The sequence below is a fragment of the Streptomyces sp. NPDC044033 genome, from assembly GCF_056434425.1.
Genome location: NZ_JBWKFF010000001.1, coordinates 769,175 through 787,444, shown reverse-complemented (window position 1 = coordinate 787,444; position 18,270 = coordinate 769,175). Strand labels below are relative to the sequence as shown.

At 71.0% G+C, this 18,270-nt stretch carries 15 protein-coding genes and 1 CRISPR repeat array; of the genes, 6 read left to right on the top strand and 9 right to left on the bottom strand.

Annotation, left to right across the window (positions count from 1 at the left end; genetic code table 11):
* Positions 1-336 precede the first annotated feature (336 nt).
* Complete coding sequence (locus AC07AB_RS03480; protein ID WP_478559271.1) at positions 337-1,170, top strand: PIG-L family deacetylase; 834 nt, start codon at positions 337-339, stop codon at positions 1,168-1,170.
* Between the two features lie 66 nt (positions 1,171-1,236).
* Positions 1,237-2,119: a CRISPR direct-repeat array (repeat unit 29 nt; unit sequence GGGTCCATCCCCGCAGGCGCGGGGCGCAG).
* Between the two features lie 464 nt (positions 2,120-2,583).
* Here AC07AB_RS03480 and cas2e read toward each other — a convergent pair.
* Positions 2,584-2,949 (bottom strand): type I-E CRISPR-associated endoribonuclease Cas2e, encoded by a 366-nt coding sequence (gene cas2e, locus AC07AB_RS03475; RefSeq protein WP_478559268.1) that lies wholly within the window; start codon positions 2,947-2,949, stop codon positions 2,584-2,586.
* Positions 2,946-3,146: a hypothetical protein gene (locus AC07AB_RS03470; protein ID WP_478559265.1), complete on the bottom strand. Its 201-nt coding sequence runs from the start codon at positions 3,144-3,146 to the stop codon at positions 2,946-2,948. The genes cas2e and AC07AB_RS03470 overlap by 4 nt, the downstream gene beginning before the upstream one ends.
* 373 nt (positions 3,147-3,519) lie before the next feature.
* On the opposite strand from AC07AB_RS03470, the gene AC07AB_RS03465 reads away from it, so the two are divergent.
* Together AC07AB_RS03465 and AC07AB_RS03460 are read left to right on the top strand one after the other, a co-directional pair.
* Positions 3,520-4,365, top strand: a complete 846-nt coding sequence (locus AC07AB_RS03465) for a DUF1684 domain-containing protein (RefSeq protein WP_478559262.1) — start codon at positions 3,520-3,522, stop codon at positions 4,363-4,365.
* Positions 4,366-4,402: 37 nt separating this feature from the next.
* A complete protein-coding gene (locus AC07AB_RS03460) occupies positions 4,403-4,789 on the top strand; it encodes a nuclear transport factor 2 family protein (RefSeq protein WP_478559259.1) in 387 nt (128 codons plus the stop codon).
* A gap of 771 nt (positions 4,790-5,560) precedes the next feature.
* On the opposite strand, the gene AC07AB_RS03455 is transcribed toward AC07AB_RS03460, so the two are convergent.
* From AC07AB_RS03455 to AC07AB_RS03445, 3 genes are all read right to left on the bottom strand, one after another.
* Positions 5,561-6,472, bottom strand: coding sequence for an MBL fold metallo-hydrolase (locus AC07AB_RS03455; protein ID WP_478559256.1), 912 nt, complete (start codon positions 6,470-6,472; stop codon positions 5,561-5,563).
* 221 nt (positions 6,473-6,693) lie between these two features.
* A complete protein-coding gene (locus AC07AB_RS03450; RefSeq protein WP_478559253.1) occupies positions 6,694-7,659 on the bottom strand; it encodes a D-2-hydroxyacid dehydrogenase family protein in 966 nt (321 codons plus the stop codon).
* Positions 7,652-8,974 carry an MFS transporter gene (locus AC07AB_RS03445; protein ID WP_478559250.1) on the bottom strand — a complete coding sequence of 441 codons (1,323 nt, stop codon included), beginning with the start codon at positions 8,972-8,974 and terminating at the stop codon, positions 7,652-7,654. Before AC07AB_RS03445 ends, AC07AB_RS03450 begins: the two co-directional genes overlap by 8 nt.
* Before the next feature lie 190 nt (positions 8,975-9,164).
* Here AC07AB_RS03445 and AC07AB_RS03440 point away from each other — a divergent pair, with 190 nt between their 5' ends.
* On the top strand, positions 9,165-9,767 hold the full coding sequence (locus AC07AB_RS03440; protein ID WP_478559247.1) for a TetR/AcrR family transcriptional regulator: 603 nt from the start codon (positions 9,165-9,167) through the stop codon (positions 9,765-9,767).
* 72 nt (positions 9,768-9,839) lie between these two features.
* Here AC07AB_RS03440 and AC07AB_RS03435 read toward each other — a convergent pair whose 3' ends face one another.
* Complete coding sequence (locus AC07AB_RS03435; RefSeq protein WP_478559244.1) at positions 9,840-11,381, bottom strand: monooxygenase; 1,542 nt, start codon at positions 11,379-11,381, stop codon at positions 9,840-9,842.
* Between the two features lie 619 nt (positions 11,382-12,000).
* Between AC07AB_RS03435 and AC07AB_RS03430 the strand changes: the two genes are divergently transcribed.
* The gene (locus AC07AB_RS03430; RefSeq protein ID WP_478559241.1) at positions 12,001-12,747 is read left to right on the top strand and encodes a DUF1838 family protein; all 747 of its coding nucleotides are present in this window, start codon (positions 12,001-12,003) and stop codon (positions 12,745-12,747) included.
* Between the two features lie 121 nt (positions 12,748-12,868).
* On the opposite strand, the gene AC07AB_RS03425 is transcribed toward AC07AB_RS03430, so the two are convergent.
* Together AC07AB_RS03425 and AC07AB_RS03420 are read right to left on the bottom strand one after the other, a co-directional pair.
* Complete coding sequence (locus AC07AB_RS03425) at positions 12,869-14,581, bottom strand: BCCT family transporter (RefSeq protein ID WP_478559238.1); 1,713 nt, start codon at positions 14,579-14,581, stop codon at positions 12,869-12,871.
* A 287-nt stretch (positions 14,582-14,868) separates the two neighbouring features.
* Positions 14,869-16,086 (bottom strand): FAD-dependent monooxygenase, encoded by a 1,218-nt coding sequence (locus AC07AB_RS03420; RefSeq protein ID WP_478559235.1) that lies wholly within the window; start codon positions 16,084-16,086, stop codon positions 14,869-14,871.
* Between the two features lie 135 nt (positions 16,087-16,221).
* On the opposite strand from AC07AB_RS03420, the gene AC07AB_RS03415 reads away from it, so the two are divergent.
* The gene (locus AC07AB_RS03415; protein ID WP_478559232.1) at positions 16,222-16,830 is read left to right on the top strand and encodes a PadR family transcriptional regulator; all 609 of its coding nucleotides are present in this window, start codon (positions 16,222-16,224) and stop codon (positions 16,828-16,830) included.
* A gap of 24 nt (positions 16,831-16,854) precedes the next feature.
* Here the strand turns inward: AC07AB_RS03415 and AC07AB_RS03410 are convergent, their stop codons facing one another.
* Entirely contained in the window at positions 16,855-18,219 is a 1,365-nt protein-coding gene (locus tag AC07AB_RS03410) for a lanthionine synthetase C family protein (protein ID WP_478559229.1), read from the bottom strand.
* Between the last annotated feature and the right edge of the window lie 51 nt (positions 18,220-18,270).

Below are 18,270 nucleotides of genomic sequence, written 5' to 3'. Positions count from 1 at the left end.
GTTGTCCGGACTGATTCAGGGACTCCGCACCACTTCCGCACTACCTCCGCACTACCTCCGCGCCGGAAGACTTCGTGCCAGGTCGCTCGCGCCTGTACGTCTCGTTCACGTCGAAACACCAACGCCTGGAAGATCAAGCAGCCGCGTCGGGAACAGCCGGCCCGGTCGGCACGGTTGCATCGACCGGGAGACCGGCGCCGCACGAGGGGGGAAGCCGGCACGGAGACCACAAGGTCGTCCGGCCCACCAGGATTCGGCCCCGGGGCCCGGCCCCGGGATCGCGGTACGCCCGCCGCGCACTCGGACCAAGACCCATTTCCGCAGGAGGACTGTTCCATGACTGACTGGCCCTTGACGCTCATGGCCGTACACGCCCACCCCGACGACGAGGCCACCAGCACGGGAGGGGTCCTCGCGCAGTACGCGGCGGAAGGCATCCGCACGGTTCTCGTGACGTGTACCGACGGCGGTTGCGGTGACGGACCTGGGGGCGCCAAGCCGGGCGATCCCGGGCACGATCCGGCGGCCGTCGCCTTGATGCGCCGCCAGGAACTTGAGGCGAGCTGCGACGTCCTGAAGATCAGCGACCTGGAGATGCTGGACTACGCCGACTCCGGAATGATGGGCTGGCCGAGCAACGACGCCCCCGAATCGTTCTGGCAGACCCCCGTGGAGGAAGGCGCCACCCGACTCGCGGAACTGATGCGGCACTACCGGCCCGATGTGGTCGTCACCTACGACGAGAACGGCTTCTACGGCCACCCCGACCACATCCAGGCCAACCGCATCACGATGGCGGCGCTGGAGATGACCGACCTGACACCGAAGGTGTACTGGACCACGATGCCCCGCTCGACGATGCAGCGGTTCGGCGAAACCATGCGCGAGTTGCACGAGGACATGCCGGAGCCGGACCCCGCCGAGGCCGCCGCGCTGGCCGAGATCGGCCTCCCCGACGACGAGATCACCACGTGGGTGGACACCACCGAATTCAGCGGTCAGAAGTTCGATTCGCTGGCCGCGCACGCCAGTCAGGGCGAGAACATCTTCTTCCTCAAGATGGGCAAGGAGAAGTTCGGCGGGTTGCTGGGCGTGGAGACCTTCGTACGTGTCCAGGACACCACTGGCGCGGCCATCCCCGAGAACGATCTCTTCGCCGGACTACGCTGACCCGCCCGCCCGACCGGGGCCCGGAAAGGCTCACCGACCTCAACGGGCCCACTCGCCCCGTCCCACTGGTCCATCCCCGCGGGCGCGGGGCGCAGGCTCGCCTCTCGGCGTTCTCCCGGAGGGCCGTTGGTCCATCCCCGCAGGCGCGGGGCGCAGTCGCGAAGGCTCACTGCGGACCGCACCCCAGAGGGTCCATCCCCGCAGGCGCGGGGCGCAGTCAGCTCCTGGAGGGTCGCCAGCGGAGTGACCGGGTCCATCCCCGCAGGCGCGGGGCGCAGCGCTGACGCCGAGGGCCTTCTCCAGAATCCACGGGTCCATCCCCGCAGGCGCGGGGCGCAGGGCACCCCGGAGTACGCCGCTTCCCACGTGACGGGTCCATCCCCGCAGGCGCGGGGCGCAGGGAGCCGCCGCGGAGATCGGAGAAACCGTTGGGGGTCCATCCCCGCAGGCGCGGGGCGCAGCGTATCCGTCACCGGTTTCCGGCTCCGGCGTTGGGTCCATCCCCGCAGGCGCGGGGCGCAGGCACCACAGGAGTGTTGCCTGATGGCTGGCCTGGGTCCATCCCCGCAGGCGCGGGGCGCAGGGGAAGGGCTGTACCGAGCCATCCATGACCGCGGGTCCATCCCCGCAGGCGCGGGGCGCAGACCCTGGCCCCGGAGGCCCTGAGGACCGCCGCGGGTCCATCCCCGCAGGCGCGGGGCGCAGAGCCTTTTGCCCCGGAGGGCCTGAACCGTGTCGGGTCCATCCCCGCAGGCGCGGGGCGCAGTGCAACGCCACCCGGGTGCTGGGCCGCCGCGTGGGTCCATCCCCGCAGGCGCGGGGCGCAGCGGATGCGGCGCTGTGGCAGCGCGTGCGGGTCGGGTCCATCCCCGCAGGCGCGGGGCGCAGTAGCGGGGCCTCGGGTATTGGTGGCAGCGTGAGGGTCCATCCCCGCAGGCGCGGGGCGCAGCCTCCATGAGCTGCACTTTCGCCAAGGAGCAGCACTCGTTTCAGCAAAGATGAGAGAAAACGGCATACTGGACAAACGGGAACGCGCTCGTCCTGAAATACCTACACGCCACAGGCTACGCGTTCACGCCGATGTTTCCCGGGTGAGGTTGCCAGGGGGCGCACGTCGATGATTCCTCGCCGGGTGTCGCGGCGTACCCGGCCTCGGGATCGAGATGAACCCGCCAGCGGTGCAAGACAGTTCGCGATGCACCGAAGGCCAGAGAAGCAGGAAAGTACGGGTGGCTCCGTCCGTCCGGCATGCACAAGGGGCGGACCAACCCGGCAACTCGGCGTACGAGCCGTCAAACGCTGAACCCGAAATCGCCGGAGCCGCGGGCGCGCAGCCGGTCCCGCCGTATGGCCGCTGTCGGTACGGGTGTCCTGCGCAAGCACGACCGGAAGGTCTGGCTGTTGGCGAAGAAGTCACGGTGCGCGGTTGCCGAAGCGGCGGCGCTTGGATGCCTTGCTCCAGCCCGAAGAACCTGAAGAAGGCGACGAGGGGGCAGGAGCGGGGCGGTCGGAGGGGCGGAAGATGAGGGTGAGGCCCTCATGGTCGACGGGGTGCCATTTGTGATCGTGGGTGCGGAAGGCATAGCCCTGTTCGGAGTTGGTGGAGTAGGCGAGCAACGCGCGGCCGTTGCCGGCGTACTGGCGAACCTCGTCCCACAGGGCGTCGCGGATACGGGCCGAGGGGCTCCCCAGGAAGACGCCCGGGGAGATCTCCAGGAGCCAGCGGGTCAGGAATCCGCGCAGGCCGACCGGGCAGTGGGTGAGGACGATGACCGTCACCAGATGACACCGTCCCGCGCGAGGGCGTCCTGTGCTCCGGTGTCCTGAACCAAGGTGTCGCCCTGATTGACGGTGTGGCCACCGTAGTTGCGGCCGGCGGCCACCTCGGTGCCCCGGTCGGACAGGAGGGTGACGTGATCGCCGTCGTCCGGATGGTCGACGCCCGCGGGCATGAGCAGCCCCTGGATGTCGCGCATGCACCGGTCGAGCAGCCCGGCGGTGTTGATGCGATCAAAGCGGCCCCGGCGCCCCGTCCTCGCGGGGTCCGGGGCCGCTTCCTCGTAGGCGATGCGGGAGCACGGTCACCCAACGCTGCGCGCTATCCGGGTTTGCCGTAACGGCAAGCAATTTCGCTTATGTGCTCGGGGCGCACGCACCATCCGAACCACCGACCCCACCGGTCGGCCCGCGACAAGTCGGGCGTGCGCGGTGACGCGCCGCAGGACGGCACGCCGTCCGTGGCCGCGCTGCGGCGGCCCTCGACCGGCCGTCGAACCGGTCGAGGTTCCCGGCCGGCGGTGAGTCCTGACGGCGGTCGCGAGTGACCCCCATTTTGGAGAGGAGAACGCTGTGTCCAGTGATTGCTTCGGGGCCAAGGGCGCGTCGACCGGGTACGACAGGTGGCGTCGTAGCCGATGGGAGGAGATGGCGGGCTCGGACGGGAAGGCGGGCCGCATCGCCTATCGGCTGATCACGGAACCGGGGCAGGAAGTCCCCGAGGTTCCGGGGCGGTGGACGTCCACCGGCTTCGCGGGGAGCCTGACGCTGACCGCGGCCCGTGCGGAGGGCGTGTCCGTCGACGGTCAGGCCGTGGACGGCGCGGTCGAACTGGCCAGCACCAGCCGCTTGTCCTTTCCCGACGGGCGGCGCGGCACCATCGAAGAACTGCGGGGAGCCCACGTCCTGGTCGTGTGGGATCCGGCCGCCCCCACCCTCGTCGGCCTGCGCGAGATCGAGGCGTGGCCGTGGGACCCAGCCTGGGCTGTGGAAGCGGAGTACCGTCCGGCGGACGCCGGACGCCTCCTGGAGGTGACCCGGCTGACCAGCCCGAGTATGCGGGACGCCCTCCCGGCCCCTGGTGACTTCGTCTTCGTCCTGGGAGGCGAGCAGCACACGCTCCAGGCGTTCGGTGTGGGCGGCGACACCCTGCTGATCACGTTCACCGACGGCACCAGCGGCACCGACACGCCCAGCATGGGCCGGTGGCTGATCCTGTCCCAACCCAAGAGCGCCACGGGCACGGCCTGTATCGACTTCAACCAGGCCGTTGTCCCCCACCACATGTTCTCGTCGGCCTTCCCCTGCCCCCTTCCGCCCCGCGAGAACCACCTCCCCCTACGCATCGAAGCGGGGGAACGCGCCCCCGTCTTCGAAGAAGAAGCGGCCGCCGGCACCGCGACCGGCCCCGCCCTCTGACATCCGCCACAACCGGCGCCCCCGAGAGGAAGAAACGATGGCATCCGAGCAGAACCTTCGCGCAGCAGCGGTGCACTACCTCCGGCAGTGGGAGGTACGGGACTACGCCACGATGCGGTCCCTGTGCACCGACACCGCCACCGTGTGGCACAGCGACGGAAGCGGCGACCAGCCGATCGACGAGAACATGGAACTGCTGAAGCAGTTGGCCGCAGACGTCGAGACACTTCGGTACGACATCGTGCGGCAGTTCCAGGACGGCGACGAAGTGCTCCAGCAGCAGGTACTCCACCTGACGGCGACCGACGGATCCCGCAGTGAGGTGCACGCGGCGATGTACTTCCGGTTCGACGGCGGCCTCATCGATCGCATCGAGGAGTACTTCAACGTTGTACCGATCAACGAACCCACGCCATCGTCCTGATCGCCCGCCCAGCACTGCTCGCGGGCGCTCCCGCGAAGCGGTTGCCTACGCCAGAGCCCCGGGCCCAGTACCGCAGTACCGGCCGGGGCCCTGCTGTATATGAGGAGACCGCATCCTCGTCTGTGCCAGCATGGTGAACCCCGGCCGATCGCGCTGCTGGCGTCCGACACCGACGACATGACCAAGTTCTGCGGTCATCGCATCTGGATCATCCCCGCCTGTGCGAGGAGTCTCCTCACAGTGTGAGGAGACTCCTCGCGGCTGGGGGCCACCCCCGCCTGTACGGAAAGCAGACTCACTGACCTGCGGGTTTCCCACGGAACCAGACCGCTTTGAACAACAACCCCCGTGCCGCTACGTGCCAGGCAGGGCGGCGAACGGCGGCAAAGAGGTCGCCGAACAGCCTAGCCGCGAGGTCCGTGGCGGCAGCAAAGTCATACCCGGGGCAGCACCTCCGCAGGCCCTCAAATACCGGGTGATTCCCAAGCTCAGAGCGCAACTTTCGCTGTCGATGCCGACAAACGACGCACCTCGGCCGCCAGGGACGCCGCCTCCCCTCAGCTCACGGCTCCGGTGACGGCATAGAGGGCGATGGCGCAGGCCACAGCGAGATCAACGCGATGGCGTGGAGCTGACCTGGTCGGTCATCGCGCTCGGTATCGCTGTACGGGCCGGCCCCGGCCCGTACAGCGGAGGCCCCGACGACTGCGCCACCGCGCCCCGTTGCCCCTCGGTCGGGCCCAAGTCGGCGGCTGGGGTGCCGTACCCCGCTTATCGGTTGTCCGTCTCGTCCTCCCACCGGCGCCACTGGCCGGTGCCGTCGACGGTTCCCAGTTGCTGGTCGGCGAAGTGCACGCCGAAGCCGAAGACGCCGTCCTGGGACAGGAGTTCCACGAGTCGGCGGCGTGAGTCCTCGGCCTGAGCCCGGTCGTGGTCGAGGACGACCTCCCAGTCGGGGTGCTGGATCTGTACGGGCGAGTGCATGGCGTCGCCGAAGGCCACGACTCGGCGGCCGTCACCGGTGTCGAGTATCCAGGCCGTGTGGCCGGTGGTGTGCCCGGGGAGGGCCCAGGCACGTACGCCCTCGGCGATCTCGGTTCCGTCGGCGACGGCTGTCGTCCGTTCGCTCTGTCCGGCGAGCCGCGGGCCGGCGGCCGGGTCCAGGCCCTGCAGTTCGCCTTCGCCTACGATCCAGCGCGCGTTGGGGAACAGGCTGTGCGGGTCGTCGGCGGCGTCCGGACGGGCCCAGCCGGTGTGGTCGTCGTGCAGGTGCGTGAAGGCGACCGTCTCCAGCGCGGCCGGGTCGACGCCCAGGCGCTCCAGGTGCTCGGGGAGGGTCTGCACGTGCTCGAAACCGTGCTGGAAGTGTTCCAGGTCCTCGCCCGAGATACGGCCGTGGCCGGCGTCGAGGAGCAGGCGCTGCCCGTGGCGCTCGACGAGCAGCGCGCCGCAGCCCATGGCGAGGTGGCCCGCGTCCGTCATGTGGGGACGGTGCTCCGTCCAGTCCTCGTCGGCGGAGGCGGGGTAGACGCGGGTGGGAATCATGTGGACACCGGCGTCGGGGACGTAGGTGAGGGTGAGGTCGCCCAGCGTCCGTGTCCACAGGCCCGGCATGCGGCACCCCGACTCGTCGGCGGGATCGTGCTGTGGATGGGGGGTCGCGGGCTGCTCGCTGGTCGTCATGGTGGGTCCCTTTCCTCGTTCGGGTGTGGGAGCGGTGGAGCTCGGACCGCCACGTGTCGGGGTGGCGGGGCTCGGGCCGCCGCGTGTCGGGGTGGTGGAGCTCGGGCCACCGCGCGTGGAGGTGGCGGGGCTCGGCCCGCCGTATGTGGGGGCGACGGGGCTCAGGTCGCCGCGCGTAGGGGCGGTGCCGCCGCATGTGACGGTGGCCGGGCTCGGGCCGCTCATGGCGTGAGCGCGCGGACCGGTTCGCCGGCCGCGTACGCGAGGATGTCGGCGAGTGCGTCGCCGTAGAAAATCTCGTACGCGCCTGCGGTGACGTAGCCCAGGTGCGGCGTGAGGACGGTTCGCGGAGCGTCGCGCCACGGTGAATCGGCCGGCAGCGGCTCGGTGGAGTGGACGTCCAGGCCGGCTCCGCCCAGTGTTCCGGCGTGCAGCGCGGCCAGCAGTGCCTCCTCGTCGACGACTGGCGCCCGGGAGGTGTTGATCAGCAGCGCGTCCGGCCGCATGAGGGCGAGTTCGTCGGCGCCGACGAGTCCGGTGGTGCGCGGGGAGAGCCGGACGTGGAGCGTCACCACGTCGGAGGTGGTCAGCAGTTCCCGTTTGCTGACGGGGGTGACGCCCAGCGCTTTCGCGTGCCCGGGATCGAGGTGGGCGCTCCAGGCGACGACGTCCATGCCGAAGGCGACTCCGACCTGGGCCACACGGCTGCCCACGCCGCCCAATCCGATGACGCCCAGGCGGGCGCCGTGCAGGTCGCGCCCCACGGTCCGCTGCCAGGCGCCCTCGCGCAGGTCGCGGTCCTCGGCGGGGAGCGAGCGGGTCAGGGCGTGCAGGAGCCCCCAGGTCAGCTCGGCCGTCGAGGTCAGCCCCGCGGCGCGGGTGCCGGACACCACGATGCCGTGCCGCGCGGCCGCGTCCGTGTCGATGGCCGCGTTGGCCGGGCCGGTGCTCACCAGCAGGCGCAGGTTCGGCAGCCTGTCGAGCACCTCGGCGGGGAAGGGGGTGCGCTCGCGCATGGCGACGATCACGTCGAACGGGCGCAGTGCGGCGACCACCTCCTCGTGTCCGCCCAAGTGCTCGGAGAAGTAGGTGAGTTGGACGCCTTCGGGCAGGGAATCCCAGTCGGCGTAGCGGTGTGCCGTGTGTTGGTAGTCGTCCAGGACCGCCACTCGGCGGATCTCAGGCATGAGCGGTCTCCTCGGCATCGGCGTGGGTATGGTCCGCTCTCGCGGTAGAAGGGCGGGGCGCGGCGTTTTCTTCCGCCGACGGGTCGACGAGCGGTTCCGCGGGGCTCGGGCGGCGGAGTTCCACGATCCAGATCGCCACACCGATCAGTGCGATCAGCGCGCCCAGCGCGGAGACTCCCGTCCAGCCCACGAGCGGATACAGAGCGGCCGCCAGGGCGGATGAGACGGTACTGCCGGCGAACGCGGCGACCATGAGCGCCGTGGTGACCCGGCTGCGCGCGTGCGGGATGCGGCGGTACAGGACGCTCTGGTGGCTGATCAGCAGTGCTTGCTGGGCCAGGTTCAGCGCCACGATGCCGACCATCAGAACGGTCAGACCGAGCGGGCCGCCCTGGCCGGCGAAGGCGAGTACGCCCCAGCTGGCCGTCAGTACGATCAGCCCGCCGGTGGTCACCTGGCGGCCACGGCCGCGGTCCGCCATCCGACCGGCCGCCGACGCGGCGGCGGCTCCGACGACCCCGACCAGGCCGAAGAGGCCGATGACCGCCGGCCCGTACCCGTACGCGGGGCCGGCCAGCAAGAACGACGAGGCGGTCCACAGGACCGTGAAGCCGCCCATGCCGACGGCGGCCAGCCCCATGCGCCTGCGCAGCAGCGACTCGGTGCGCACCAGCGTCACCACCGAGCGCAGCAGCTGGGGGTAGGGCGTCTTCACGGTCGGCGGCACAGGGCGCAGCACCAGGCGCAGGATGACCGCCAGCACCACCATGACGAACGCCGCGAAGACGAACACCAGCCGCCAGTTCCCGAATTCGGCCAGCGCCCCGGCGACGGTCCGCGCGAGCATGATGCCGATGAGCAGGCCGCTCATGACCGTGCCCACCACCGCGCCGCGTTCATGGTCGGCGGAGAGTGAAGCGGCCATCGGCACCACGATCTGCGCCACGGCGGAGGTCACCCCGACCAGCGCGACCGAGGCGTACAGCGTGCCCAGCGAAGGGGAGGCCGCCGCGCCGAGGAGGGCGAAGGCGCTCAGGCCGAGCAGCCCGCTCACCAGTCGGCGACGCTCAAGTACGTCGCCCAGGGGGACCAGCAGGGCCAGCGAGAGCGCGTAGCCGATCTGCGAGGAGGTGACGATGAAACCTCCGGCCCCCTCGGAGACCCCCAGGGCCCGGGAGATGACGGGCAGCAGCGGCTGCGCGTAGTAGATGTTCGCGACAGCCGCGCCGCACGTTATCGCCAGCAACAGAACCATCGAGCGGCTCAGTGGGGAGTGGCCGCCGGTGCCGTTCGCCCTGACTTCTGGATCGTTCATACCAAAATACTGCCTCCGGCTCGGCGCGCCGGTCAAGCTATTTTGGACTAGTTGATCCGTAAGTGATCGGGGTCACGCCGGGACCGTCGGCACCGGGGCGCCCTGGCCCCTTGTGGAGTAGTTGGTCCAATATGGGAGGGGGAAGCGTTCCCCGGGCGTAAACGCTCGTTGTGTGATGCAGGAGGTCCATATGCCGTCCGCCGGCCGCCCCCGCGCCTTCGACATGGAGGCCGTACTGGAGGCCGCGATGCTGCTGTTCTGGGAGCAGGGTTACGAAGCGACCTCTCTGGCACAGCTGCGAGCGGCCACCGGGCTCTCCTCCGCGAGCCTGTACGGAGCCTTCGGCTCAAAAGAGGGGCTGTTCAAGCAGGTCGTCGACCACTACATGAAGGGCCCGGGCGGCGCCTTCGACGCCATCGAGGACGGAACGGTCAGCCCGCGAGAGGCCGTGGCCGGGCTGCTGCACGGCTCGATCGACATGCAGGCCGACCCGTCCCACCCCACCGGCTGCCTCATCGCCCTGTCCGGCACGATGCGGGCGCCGGGCGAGGAACACGCCGGAGTACGCGCGGCCGTCGCGGCACGGCGAACGGCGGACCGGGTACGTATCAGGGCCTGCGTAGAGCGGGGCGTCGCCGCGGGCGAACTCGACGCCGACGCCGACATCGACGGTGTGACCGCCATGGTCCACGGCTTCCTCCTGGGCCTCTCCACGCAACTGCGCGACGGGGTGGCCGCTGCGACCCTGCACACGGCGGTCGACGTACTGCTTCTCAACTGGCGCCGCGGATAGCGGAGTCGGCCCCCGGTCCTCCCAACCGGTCGCGGTCGACGGCGAGTCCCGGCGGACTGACGCGGTCTGCGCTCATACGGACGCGGCTTGCGCGGGGCTCCCGGCCCAGGCGGTCAGCGCCTCGACGCGCTCGGCCCGCCGGGCTTCCGCGTCGACGGCCCGGGTGGCCCACGCGATGTGGCCGTCGGGGCGTACCAGGATCTCCGACACTCCGCGCAGATCGTCGCGGTCCCCGTTCGCCGCCTCGTGCGCCGCCGCGCTCGCCGCGGTGAGGCGTGCGGACCAGCCGTCGGCCGACCTCGCCCACTCACCGTCGCGCCCCGCGAGGTCGATCAGAACGAAGTGACCCGCCGCGAGGAGTTCGTACACGCGGGTGTCCTCCGAGTCCGCCGTGCTCAGTTTGATGTCCGGCATCCGCCGGCCCACCAAGGGGTGGGCGTCTTGCGACGGTGACGCGTACGCGGTGCTCAGCGCGGAGACGCGGCCGGCGAGGAGGCGGTTGACCTCCTGGATGCCGAGCAACTCGTCGATCAGGGTGCGCAAAGCCGCCGCAGGGCGCTCGTACCGCGGCACCAGGGTGAGTTCGGCGAGGAGCAGCTGGACCTCGGTGTTCTCGGCGACCGCCTGCCCGACTGGACGCCGTTCGCCTTCGTAGCTGTCCAGCAGTCCGGCGGGGGCCCAGCCGCCGATCTCGGCGGCGAGCTTCCAACCGAGGTTCATGGCGTCCTGCAACCCGGTGTTCAACCCCTGCCCGGCTGCCGGGAAATGGATGTGAGCGGCGTCGCCGGCCACCAGGACGCGCCCGCTGCGGTAGCGGTCGGCCAGGCGGGTGGCGTTGCCGAAGCGTGAGAGCCACCGCGGCTCGGCTACGCCGCAGTCGTGACCGCAGACGCGCGTCAGGGAGGCCCGGAACTCCTCCAGCGTCAACGGCTCGCCACTGGACGTCCGCATGCGCTCGGGGTCGATGCAGACGAAGCGGGTGAGTCCGGCCTCCAGGGGCACGACCAGGACGCCGCTCCGCTTTGCCGCCTCAAGGGCCTCGGGAGAGGCGTCGACCACCGCGAAGTCGCCGAGGGCGCCGGTGAGAGTCTCGTCCGTACCGGAGAAGCCGATGCCGACGGCCTGCCGCACGACGCTACGGCCGCCGTCGCACCCGACGACGTACCGCGCCCGGGATGTGGTGGCCTGCCCGTCGCTGTCCCGGAGGTCGACCGAAACGCCGGTGTCGTCCTGGCTCAGCCCCAGGACCTCGTGCCCGCGGTCGATCCGCACCCCCAGTTCGCGAGCCCGCTCCTCCAGCAGGGCTTCTGTACGCGCCTGGACCAGGAACAGCGTGTAGCCGTGCCGGCTGTCCAGCGCGCCGAAGTCGAGATGGGTGGGCAGATTGGCGAAATGCCAGCCCGGCACGGTCTTGCCTGCCGACAGGAAGCGCGGCGCGAGACCTCGCATGTCCATCAGCTCCATGCTGCGTGGGTGCAGCGACAGGGCTCGGGAGTTCTGCGTAGCCTCCGCGCGGCGCTCCACGATCCGCGCCCGAACACCGGCCAGGGCGAGTTCGCACCCGAGCATCAGGCCGGTCGGGCCGGCACCGACGATGATCACGTCCGATTCCATGGCTGTCCTCCTTGATTAATGAACGATGTTCACGTGAACGGTGTTCACTATATTCGGAGGCGCGGCCTCTTCGTCAACCCCGAGCCAGGGGCGCTCCGCGCGGCTCGACCGCGTCGAAACGGTCGGCAACGCTCTGGAGGTGCCGAACGGCATCGGCATCGGCATCGGCCTCGGCCTCGGTATCGGTATCGACCTCGAAGCACTCGCTGTGCGCTGTGCGCCCGCGCCGACAAGCCGGAGGTTCACGCCGGGGTGCCGCGACGGCACTTCACGCCCGGACAAGACCTGCCCGGGCGTACTCATTGATGCCGGCTCATCCGGCGAGGACGACATGACCGTGAATCACGACATGGATCGGCATGTCCGGTCCTGGGAAGAAGGAGCCGCCTGGGCAAGAGCGATCGCCCCGGGGGGACGACCTCACAAACTTCGCCCGGCTGTAATTCAGTACGTACGGCATCACACCGACAGCGAGCGCGATAGCCGACCAAGGCGCTTCCAGCCGGGGCGGTTTCAGCCGGGGCCTTCCGGCCGAGGCGGTTCCAGCCGGGGCGTGCCGGCCGAGGCGGTTTCAGCCGGGGGCAGGCGCCGCGCGAAACGCTCCGGCAGAGTACTCCGCATGACGACACCTGCCGAGCTGCTCCGCTCCTTCGCCCGCACCCGGGCCTCGCTCGACGGCGAGGAGGTTACGTACTGGTGGTCCGGGGACGTGTACTCCTGGTCCCCCGACGAGCCCTACCAGCGCGTCTTCGGCTTCGAAGGGCTCAACGTCGCCCGCCTGGTCCAGGACGCCGAAGCCGGTTCGGACGCCTATCAACTGCTCACCCGCGAGGCCGCCTTCTACCTGGACCCCGCCACCCGCGAGATCCTGGAGACCTGGCAGGACCTGCCGGTGGTGCACGTCTGGAACGACCCGGCGAACCAGAAGTGGCGCCCCTTCCCGATCCCGACGACCGAGCTCGGCGGACAGGTCTGCTTCAGCCTGGAGATCCCGCTGGCCTACCCCTCGCCGCTGCCGGTGGCCGAGTACCCCGTCCACTCTGCCGGTGACACGTACAAGGCCCTGGAGCTCTTCCAGTTCTTCGCCGACCGCGCCGACTTGGCCGGTCCGGCTCCCAGTGTCCCGGCCACCATGACGTGGACCCGGATGTCCCCGTGGCTCCCGTGGATGGCCCACGGCCAGGCGCCCGGCGGCCTCACCTTCCACTGCCGGGGCCGAAAGCTCGGCTCGTACGCCGAGGTCCCCGAGCGCACCCGCGCCTACATCGCCGACCACCAGCCGGAGTTCGCCCATGCCCCGGAGGAGTGGAGCGAGCCCAACGAGACCAGCTGGACGTACTTCCGCAAGCTCCACCCGCCGAAGTAGCCGCCGAAGTAGCCGCCGAAGAAGCTGCCGAAGAAGCTGCCGAAGTAGCCGCCGGGGCCCGGGGCCGCGCCATCCGGTCGGAGCTCCCCGCACCGGCCCAACCGGTGCGGGGAGGTCCGGCTCAGGCCCGGGGCCCGCTCATGGCCGGGGTCTTGGCTTCCGCCTCGTCGGCGGGGGTTTCCGGTGCGGGGCCCGGCGGTGGCGGGTCGGCCGGGAGGATGCCCTGTTCCTTGGCCATCTCCTTGGCCACGCGCGGGGCGGTCCACAGGGTCGGGAGCATGATGAAGCCGACGGGGACGGCCGTGACCACGATGAAGGACTGGAGCGCGGTGATGCCGCCGTCGCCCACGAGGATGAGTACGGCGGCCGCCGCGCCCATGAGGAGGGCCCAGAAGGCGCGTACCGCCCGGGTGGGTTCGCCGGACTTCGTGCCGGCGGCGGCGATGCTGTACGACATCGAGTCGGTGGTGGTCACCACGAACGTGATGGTCAGCAGGAGCAGCGCGACCGCGACGACGGCGCCCATCGGGAGCCGTTCGGCCATGGAGATGACGGCGGCGTCCATGCCGACGGACTTGAGCGGGCCCGAGATGGTGCCGGGGTTCCGCTGTTCGAGGAAGATGCCGGTGCCGCCGAAGACGGTGAACCAGAACATGGTGGCCAGCGGCGGGATGATCGCGGTGGAGACCACGAGGTCGCGCACCGTACGGCCCTTGGAGATGCGGGCCACGAAGATGGACATCAGGGGCCCGTAGCCGAGGAACCAGCCGAAGAAGAAGACCGTCCAGGAGCCGAGCCACTGGTGATCGCCCCGGTTGAGGGCGAGCGGCACGAAGTCGCGTACGTACTGGCCGAGCCCGCCGAGGAAGGAGTCGAGTACGAAGCCGACGGAGCCGAGCACGAGGAAGACGGCCATCAGGGCGACGGCGAGCCAGATGTTGGCCTTGCTGAAGAACTGGATGCCGCGGTTGATGCCGCTGGATACGGACAGCACGGCGACGGCGGTCAGCAGGACGATGACGCCGAGCTGTACGGGGTAGCCGCCGGAGATGCCGAACACCTTGGAGAGGCCGTACGAGACCTGGAGGCCGAGGAAGCCGATCGGGCCGACAGTCCCGGCCACCACGGCGATGACGCAGACGATGTCGACAGCGGCTCCCAGCCGGGAGTGCCGGACGCGCTCGCCGAGGAACGGGTACAACAGCGTCCGCGGGCGCAGCGGCATGCCGCGCTCCTGGCCCCGGATCATCACGATCGACGCGAGGGTCCCGAGGACGGCCCAGGCGAGGAAGCCCCAGTGCGCGAAGCTCTGGGAGAGCGCCGCGTTGGTCGCCTGCTGGGTGCCGCTCTTGACGCCCTCGTAGAAGGGGGGCGTCTCGACGTAGTGCTGTACGGGCTCGCCCGCCGCGAAGAAGACGCCGCCGCCGGCGAGCAGCGTCGACATGATCATCGCGATCCACTGGAACCTGCCGTACTCCGGGCGCGCTCCGGCGCCGCCCAGCCGTACCTTCCCGTACCGGGAGAAGCCCAGCCACAGCGCGACGCCGAACGTGGCGAGCAGCAGCACCTGCCACAGCGGACCGAACCAGCGCGCGGCGAAGGTGAAGACGGTGTTCACGGCGTCGCCCGTGGCCGTGGGCGCGATCAGCGCGGACAGGACGAAGGCGATGAGCAGCCCGCCGCTGACAGCGAGCACCGGTATGTCGGTGGTGCGGCTACGGCCTCCGGGAGGCGGCTCGGACGCTGGGTGGCACTCGTCGTCAGCGCCCGCGGCCGGCCCCGCCTCCGTGGGGACGTCCGCGCGTGCGGCGGCTCGGGCATGGGGAGTCGGCATGGGGTTCCTTGCTGAAGGGGTCATTCCGCGCACGGGGGCATGACGCACCACAGGGACTCACGCGCTCACAAGACGCAGGGCCGCTCAGTGCGCGGGTCAGTAGAAAGGCTGCTATCCATGGAGCTTTGCGGTCAAATTGGGGTGCGGTTCCAGACCTGCCGATCCCCCTTCTGACGTGCGGTTTCTTCGGCCCGGGCGCGTCTGGTGTTGATGAGGATCACTCCTGCCCGCGATCCCTCGCGCGACACCCGCCCCTCTGGGTGAGGCCCAGGTCCGTGACCTGGGCCTCACCGGATCAGCCGGCGGCAGGCTCGGGCGCGGCCGCCTTTCCGCCCATCCGCCCACTCGATCCGGTGGAAGTGGAGCGGTCGGAACATGTCCTCGGGGGCGGGGAAGGCCGGGGCGGCGTTCTTGCCGGACTTGATGTCGTTGACGGCCGCGGCGTTGCCGCCGATCGTCTCCACGCGCGGGCGGCGCAGCGTCTCGTACGTGGCGAAGGCATCTCCGTACGCGGGCAGGTCGCGCAGGCAGCGGGCCAGTTCTACGGCGCTCTCCACGGCCAGCGAGGCGCCCTGCCCGGAGCTGGAGGACGGGGCGTGCACCGCGTCCCCGACCAGCACCATCCGGCCGCGGTGCCAGTGCGGTACGGACGGCATGCGTTCCATCGGGCCGACCGCCATCAGGTCGGCGGGGTCGGCGTGGCGCAGCATCCGCTCGCCCGGTACGTGGCCGGTGTACAGCTCGCGCAGCCGGTCCAGCCACTCGGCGGAGGGGGTGCGCGCCACCTCGGCCTGGCTCGGCGGGGTGTCCGTGGGCAGCCCGGCGAACCAGATCATCCGCCCGTCCGCGGCGCGCCAGTAGCCCATGAACGTACGGCCGAAGGCGAAGTGCATCATGCCCGGTTCGGCCTCGACGCCGCAGTCCGCCGGCGCGTAGCCGCCGAAGCTCAATATGCCGCCGTACTCGGGGGCCGGCGCCAGCGGGTCGATCAGGGTGCGGACGGTGGAGCGGATGCCGTCGGCACCGATCAGGATGTCCGCGGTCGCGGACGTCCCGTCGGCGAAGCGGGCCACGACACCGCCGGGCGTCTCCTCGGCGGCCACCAGCCGCTTGCCGAACTCGAAGCCGATGCCCGCCGCCACCGCGTGGTCGGTCAGCGCCCGGAACAGCCGGTCGCGCGGGAGCGTCAGCGTGGGCGGCAGTTCGGGGAAGCCTCCGAAGCCGGTGAGGCGGTGGCCCGCGCCGTCCTCCATGACCACGCCGGGCACCGGGTGGCCGACGGCCCGTACCGCCGCGGCGGCGCCCACCGTCTCCAGCGCGGCCAGGCCGTTCGGCGCCAGTCCCAGCCAGGCCCCCACGCCGTCCGCCGCCGTGGGGTACGCCTCGTAGACCGTCGCCGCGATGCCCGCCTCGCGCAGCGCCAGCGCCGCTACGGGGCCCGCCACCCCTCCCCCGATGACCAGTGCCGTACGGACTCCGGAGCCGTGGTCGCCGTTGTCGTTCATCACCCCTCCTATGGGTCAGGTGCGCTTCTTGGGCGCTCATTTCTTGGACGCTCTTGGACGCTCTTGGACGCTCATTCATAGTTGCAGAGTTACTAGTTGCATTGCAACTAGTCCTCTGCTCACTACGATGGACGGATGACCGCCTCCGTCAAAAGCTCCCCGCTCGGCCTGACCGTGCTGACGCTGCTGCACCACCGGCCGCTGCACCCCTACGGCATCCAGCAACTGCTCAAGCAGTGGGGCAAGGAGCAGGTCGTCAACGTCGGCCAGCGCGCCGGGCTGTACCGCACCATCGAGCGGTTGCAGGCCGGCGGCCTGATCGCCGTCCGCCAGACCGAGCGCGACCAGCTGTACCCCGAACGGACCGTCTACGAGGTCACCGACGAGGGCCGGGCCGTCACCCGTGAATGGCTGGAGCAGATGCTGGCCGTGCCCAAGGCGGAGTTCCCCGTCTTCCCGGCGGCTCTGTCGAACATGCTCATGCTCAACCCCGGCGAAGTGACCCCGATCCTGGAACGGCGCGCCGCCCACCTCGCCGAACAGCGTGCCGGACTGGAGCGCCTCTTCACCGAGACCGCGCCCGAGCTGCCGCGCGTCACGCTGATCGAGAGCGAATACCTGCTCGCCGTCCTCAGCGCCGAGGAGCGCTGGCTGCACGGGGTCATCAGCGATCTGCGCGACGGCCGCCTGACCTGGTCCCGGGAGATGCTCACCGCGTTCCAGGAGGCTTCCGAGCCGGAGTGATCAGCGGGGTGCGCGCTCCGCCCTTCAGCTCAGCAGGAGGGCCGCGTCCCAGCCGCCGGCCGGCGGGGCGTCGGTGGCGTAGGCGTGGAGTGCCAGGGCGATGCCCGCGGCGCCTGTCAGCAGCCCCGCCCGGTTCTCCTGCCCGGACTCGAACCGGTAGCCGTACGGGAGCCGGGGCTCGTAGTCCGTGAGGATACGTACGGCCAGGGCGTCACCGTGCGCGGCCAGGCGCGAGCTGTCGGGGCTGTCGGAGCTGTCGGAGCTGTCGGAGCTGTCGGAGCTGTCGGAGCTGTCGGGACCATCGGGGCTGTCGGGGCTGTCGGGGCTGTCGGGGATGCCCGGACCGCCGGAGCTGCCGGAGCTGCCGGAGCTGTCGCTTTCCGCGGTCAGGACGCGGCAGATGTGCAGCAACCCCGCCCGTCCGTGGCACAGGGCGTTGTCCGCCACCCGTCGGGGGCGGTCCAGGTCGGCCGCGAGGGCCGCCACCGCCGCCCCGCGCAGATCGGCGCGGTTCAGTGCCTGACCCGCCCGGAAGAGCGCGCACGCCGTGCCGGGAGTCCCGTAGCACCAGGCGGTACGGCCCGGCGGGAGCGGCCTCGTGCCGTACCGCTCCAAGGGGATCAGCGCGGGCCAGCCGCCCTCCGCCGTGCGGTGGGCGAGCAGCTCCCCGGCCAGGGCGGACACCGCCTCCCTGGCCCCGGGCACATGGACGCCCGAGCGCAGAGCCGTCGACAGGACCGCCAGCGGGCCGCTGATGCCGTGGGCCAGGCCGAAGTTGACGTGCCCCCGGGGGCAGACCGGGTCCGGCTCGCCCGACGGTCCGGACGGCGACCACCAGCCCGGCGCCGACGCGCCGTCCACGGGCAGCGGCTCGGTGAGGCGTACGAGGTAGGCCAGCGCCTCGCCCAGCGCCTCCTGGTGCGTGTCCCGCCGGGCCAGCAGCAGCCGGGCCAGCCCGGTGACCCCGTGGATCAGGTCGTACCGGGAACAGGGCACCCCGGCCCGCCCCCGCGACAAGCGGGCGTGTTCGCCCTTCAGCGCGCGCCGGAGCGCGCGGTCCAGCGCGGGGTCCAGCCGCTCGAACAGGCCCGCGTAGTCCTGCGGCGCCCGCCGGGCGGTGTGCGCGGCGAAGGCCAGCGCCGGTGCGCCGTGGTAGAGCGCGGCATCCGCCGGGCTCGGCGGATGGGCCGCCGCGGCGGCCAGGTGGGCGTGGGCTGTGGCCCGCAACGCCGGTTCGTGGTGGGCGAGTTCGGCGAACAGCAGCGCCAGGCCGGGGTGTCCGCCGTCCAGGCTCAGCGGCGACCAGGCCGAGGCGGTCGCCGCGGTGTGCTCGGGGTCCGCCAGCCGGGCCGCCAGTTCGGCCGCCACCTCGGCGGCCCGCTCCCTCAACTCGCCGCACCTTGAGGTGATTTCGGCAGAGGTGATTTCGGCACCGGAGAG

Bases quoted from the DNA above. Each gene is read 5' to 3' on its own strand.
- AC07AB_RS03480 (WP_478559271.1), top strand. From the start codon at position 337: ATGACTGACTGGCCCTTGACGCTCATGGCCGTACACGCCCACCCCGAC.
- AC07AB_RS03470 (WP_478559265.1), bottom strand. From the start codon at position 3,146: ATGCGCGACATCCAGGGGCTGCTCATGCCCGCGGGCGTCGACCATCCG.
- AC07AB_RS03460 (WP_478559259.1), top strand. From the start codon at position 4,403: ATGGCATCCGAGCAGAACCTTCGCGCAGCAGCGGTGCACTACCTCCGG.
- AC07AB_RS03455 (WP_478559256.1), bottom strand. From the start codon at position 6,472: ATGACGACCAGCGAGCAGCCCGCGACCCCCCATCCACAGCACGATCCC.
- AC07AB_RS03450 (WP_478559253.1), bottom strand. From the start codon at position 7,659: ATGCCTGAGATCCGCCGAGTGGCGGTCCTGGACGACTACCAACACACG.
- AC07AB_RS03445 (WP_478559250.1), bottom strand. From the start codon at position 8,974: ATGAACGATCCAGAAGTCAGGGCGAACGGCACCGGCGGCCACTCCCCA.
- AC07AB_RS03440 (WP_478559247.1), top strand. From the start codon at position 9,165: ATGCCGTCCGCCGGCCGCCCCCGCGCCTTCGACATGGAGGCCGTACTG.
- AC07AB_RS03435 (WP_478559244.1), bottom strand. From the start codon at position 11,381: ATGGAATCGGACGTGATCATCGTCGGTGCCGGCCCGACCGGCCTGATG.
- AC07AB_RS03430 (WP_478559241.1), top strand. From the start codon at position 12,001: ATGACGACACCTGCCGAGCTGCTCCGCTCCTTCGCCCGCACCCGGGCC.
- AC07AB_RS03425 (WP_478559238.1), bottom strand. From the start codon at position 14,581: ATGCCGACTCCCCATGCCCGAGCCGCCGCACGCGCGGACGTCCCCACG.
- AC07AB_RS03420 (WP_478559235.1), bottom strand. From the start codon at position 16,086: ATGAACGACAACGGCGACCACGGCTCCGGAGTCCGTACGGCACTGGTC.
- AC07AB_RS03415 (WP_478559232.1), top strand. From the start codon at position 16,222: ATGACCGCCTCCGTCAAAAGCTCCCCGCTCGGCCTGACCGTGCTGACG.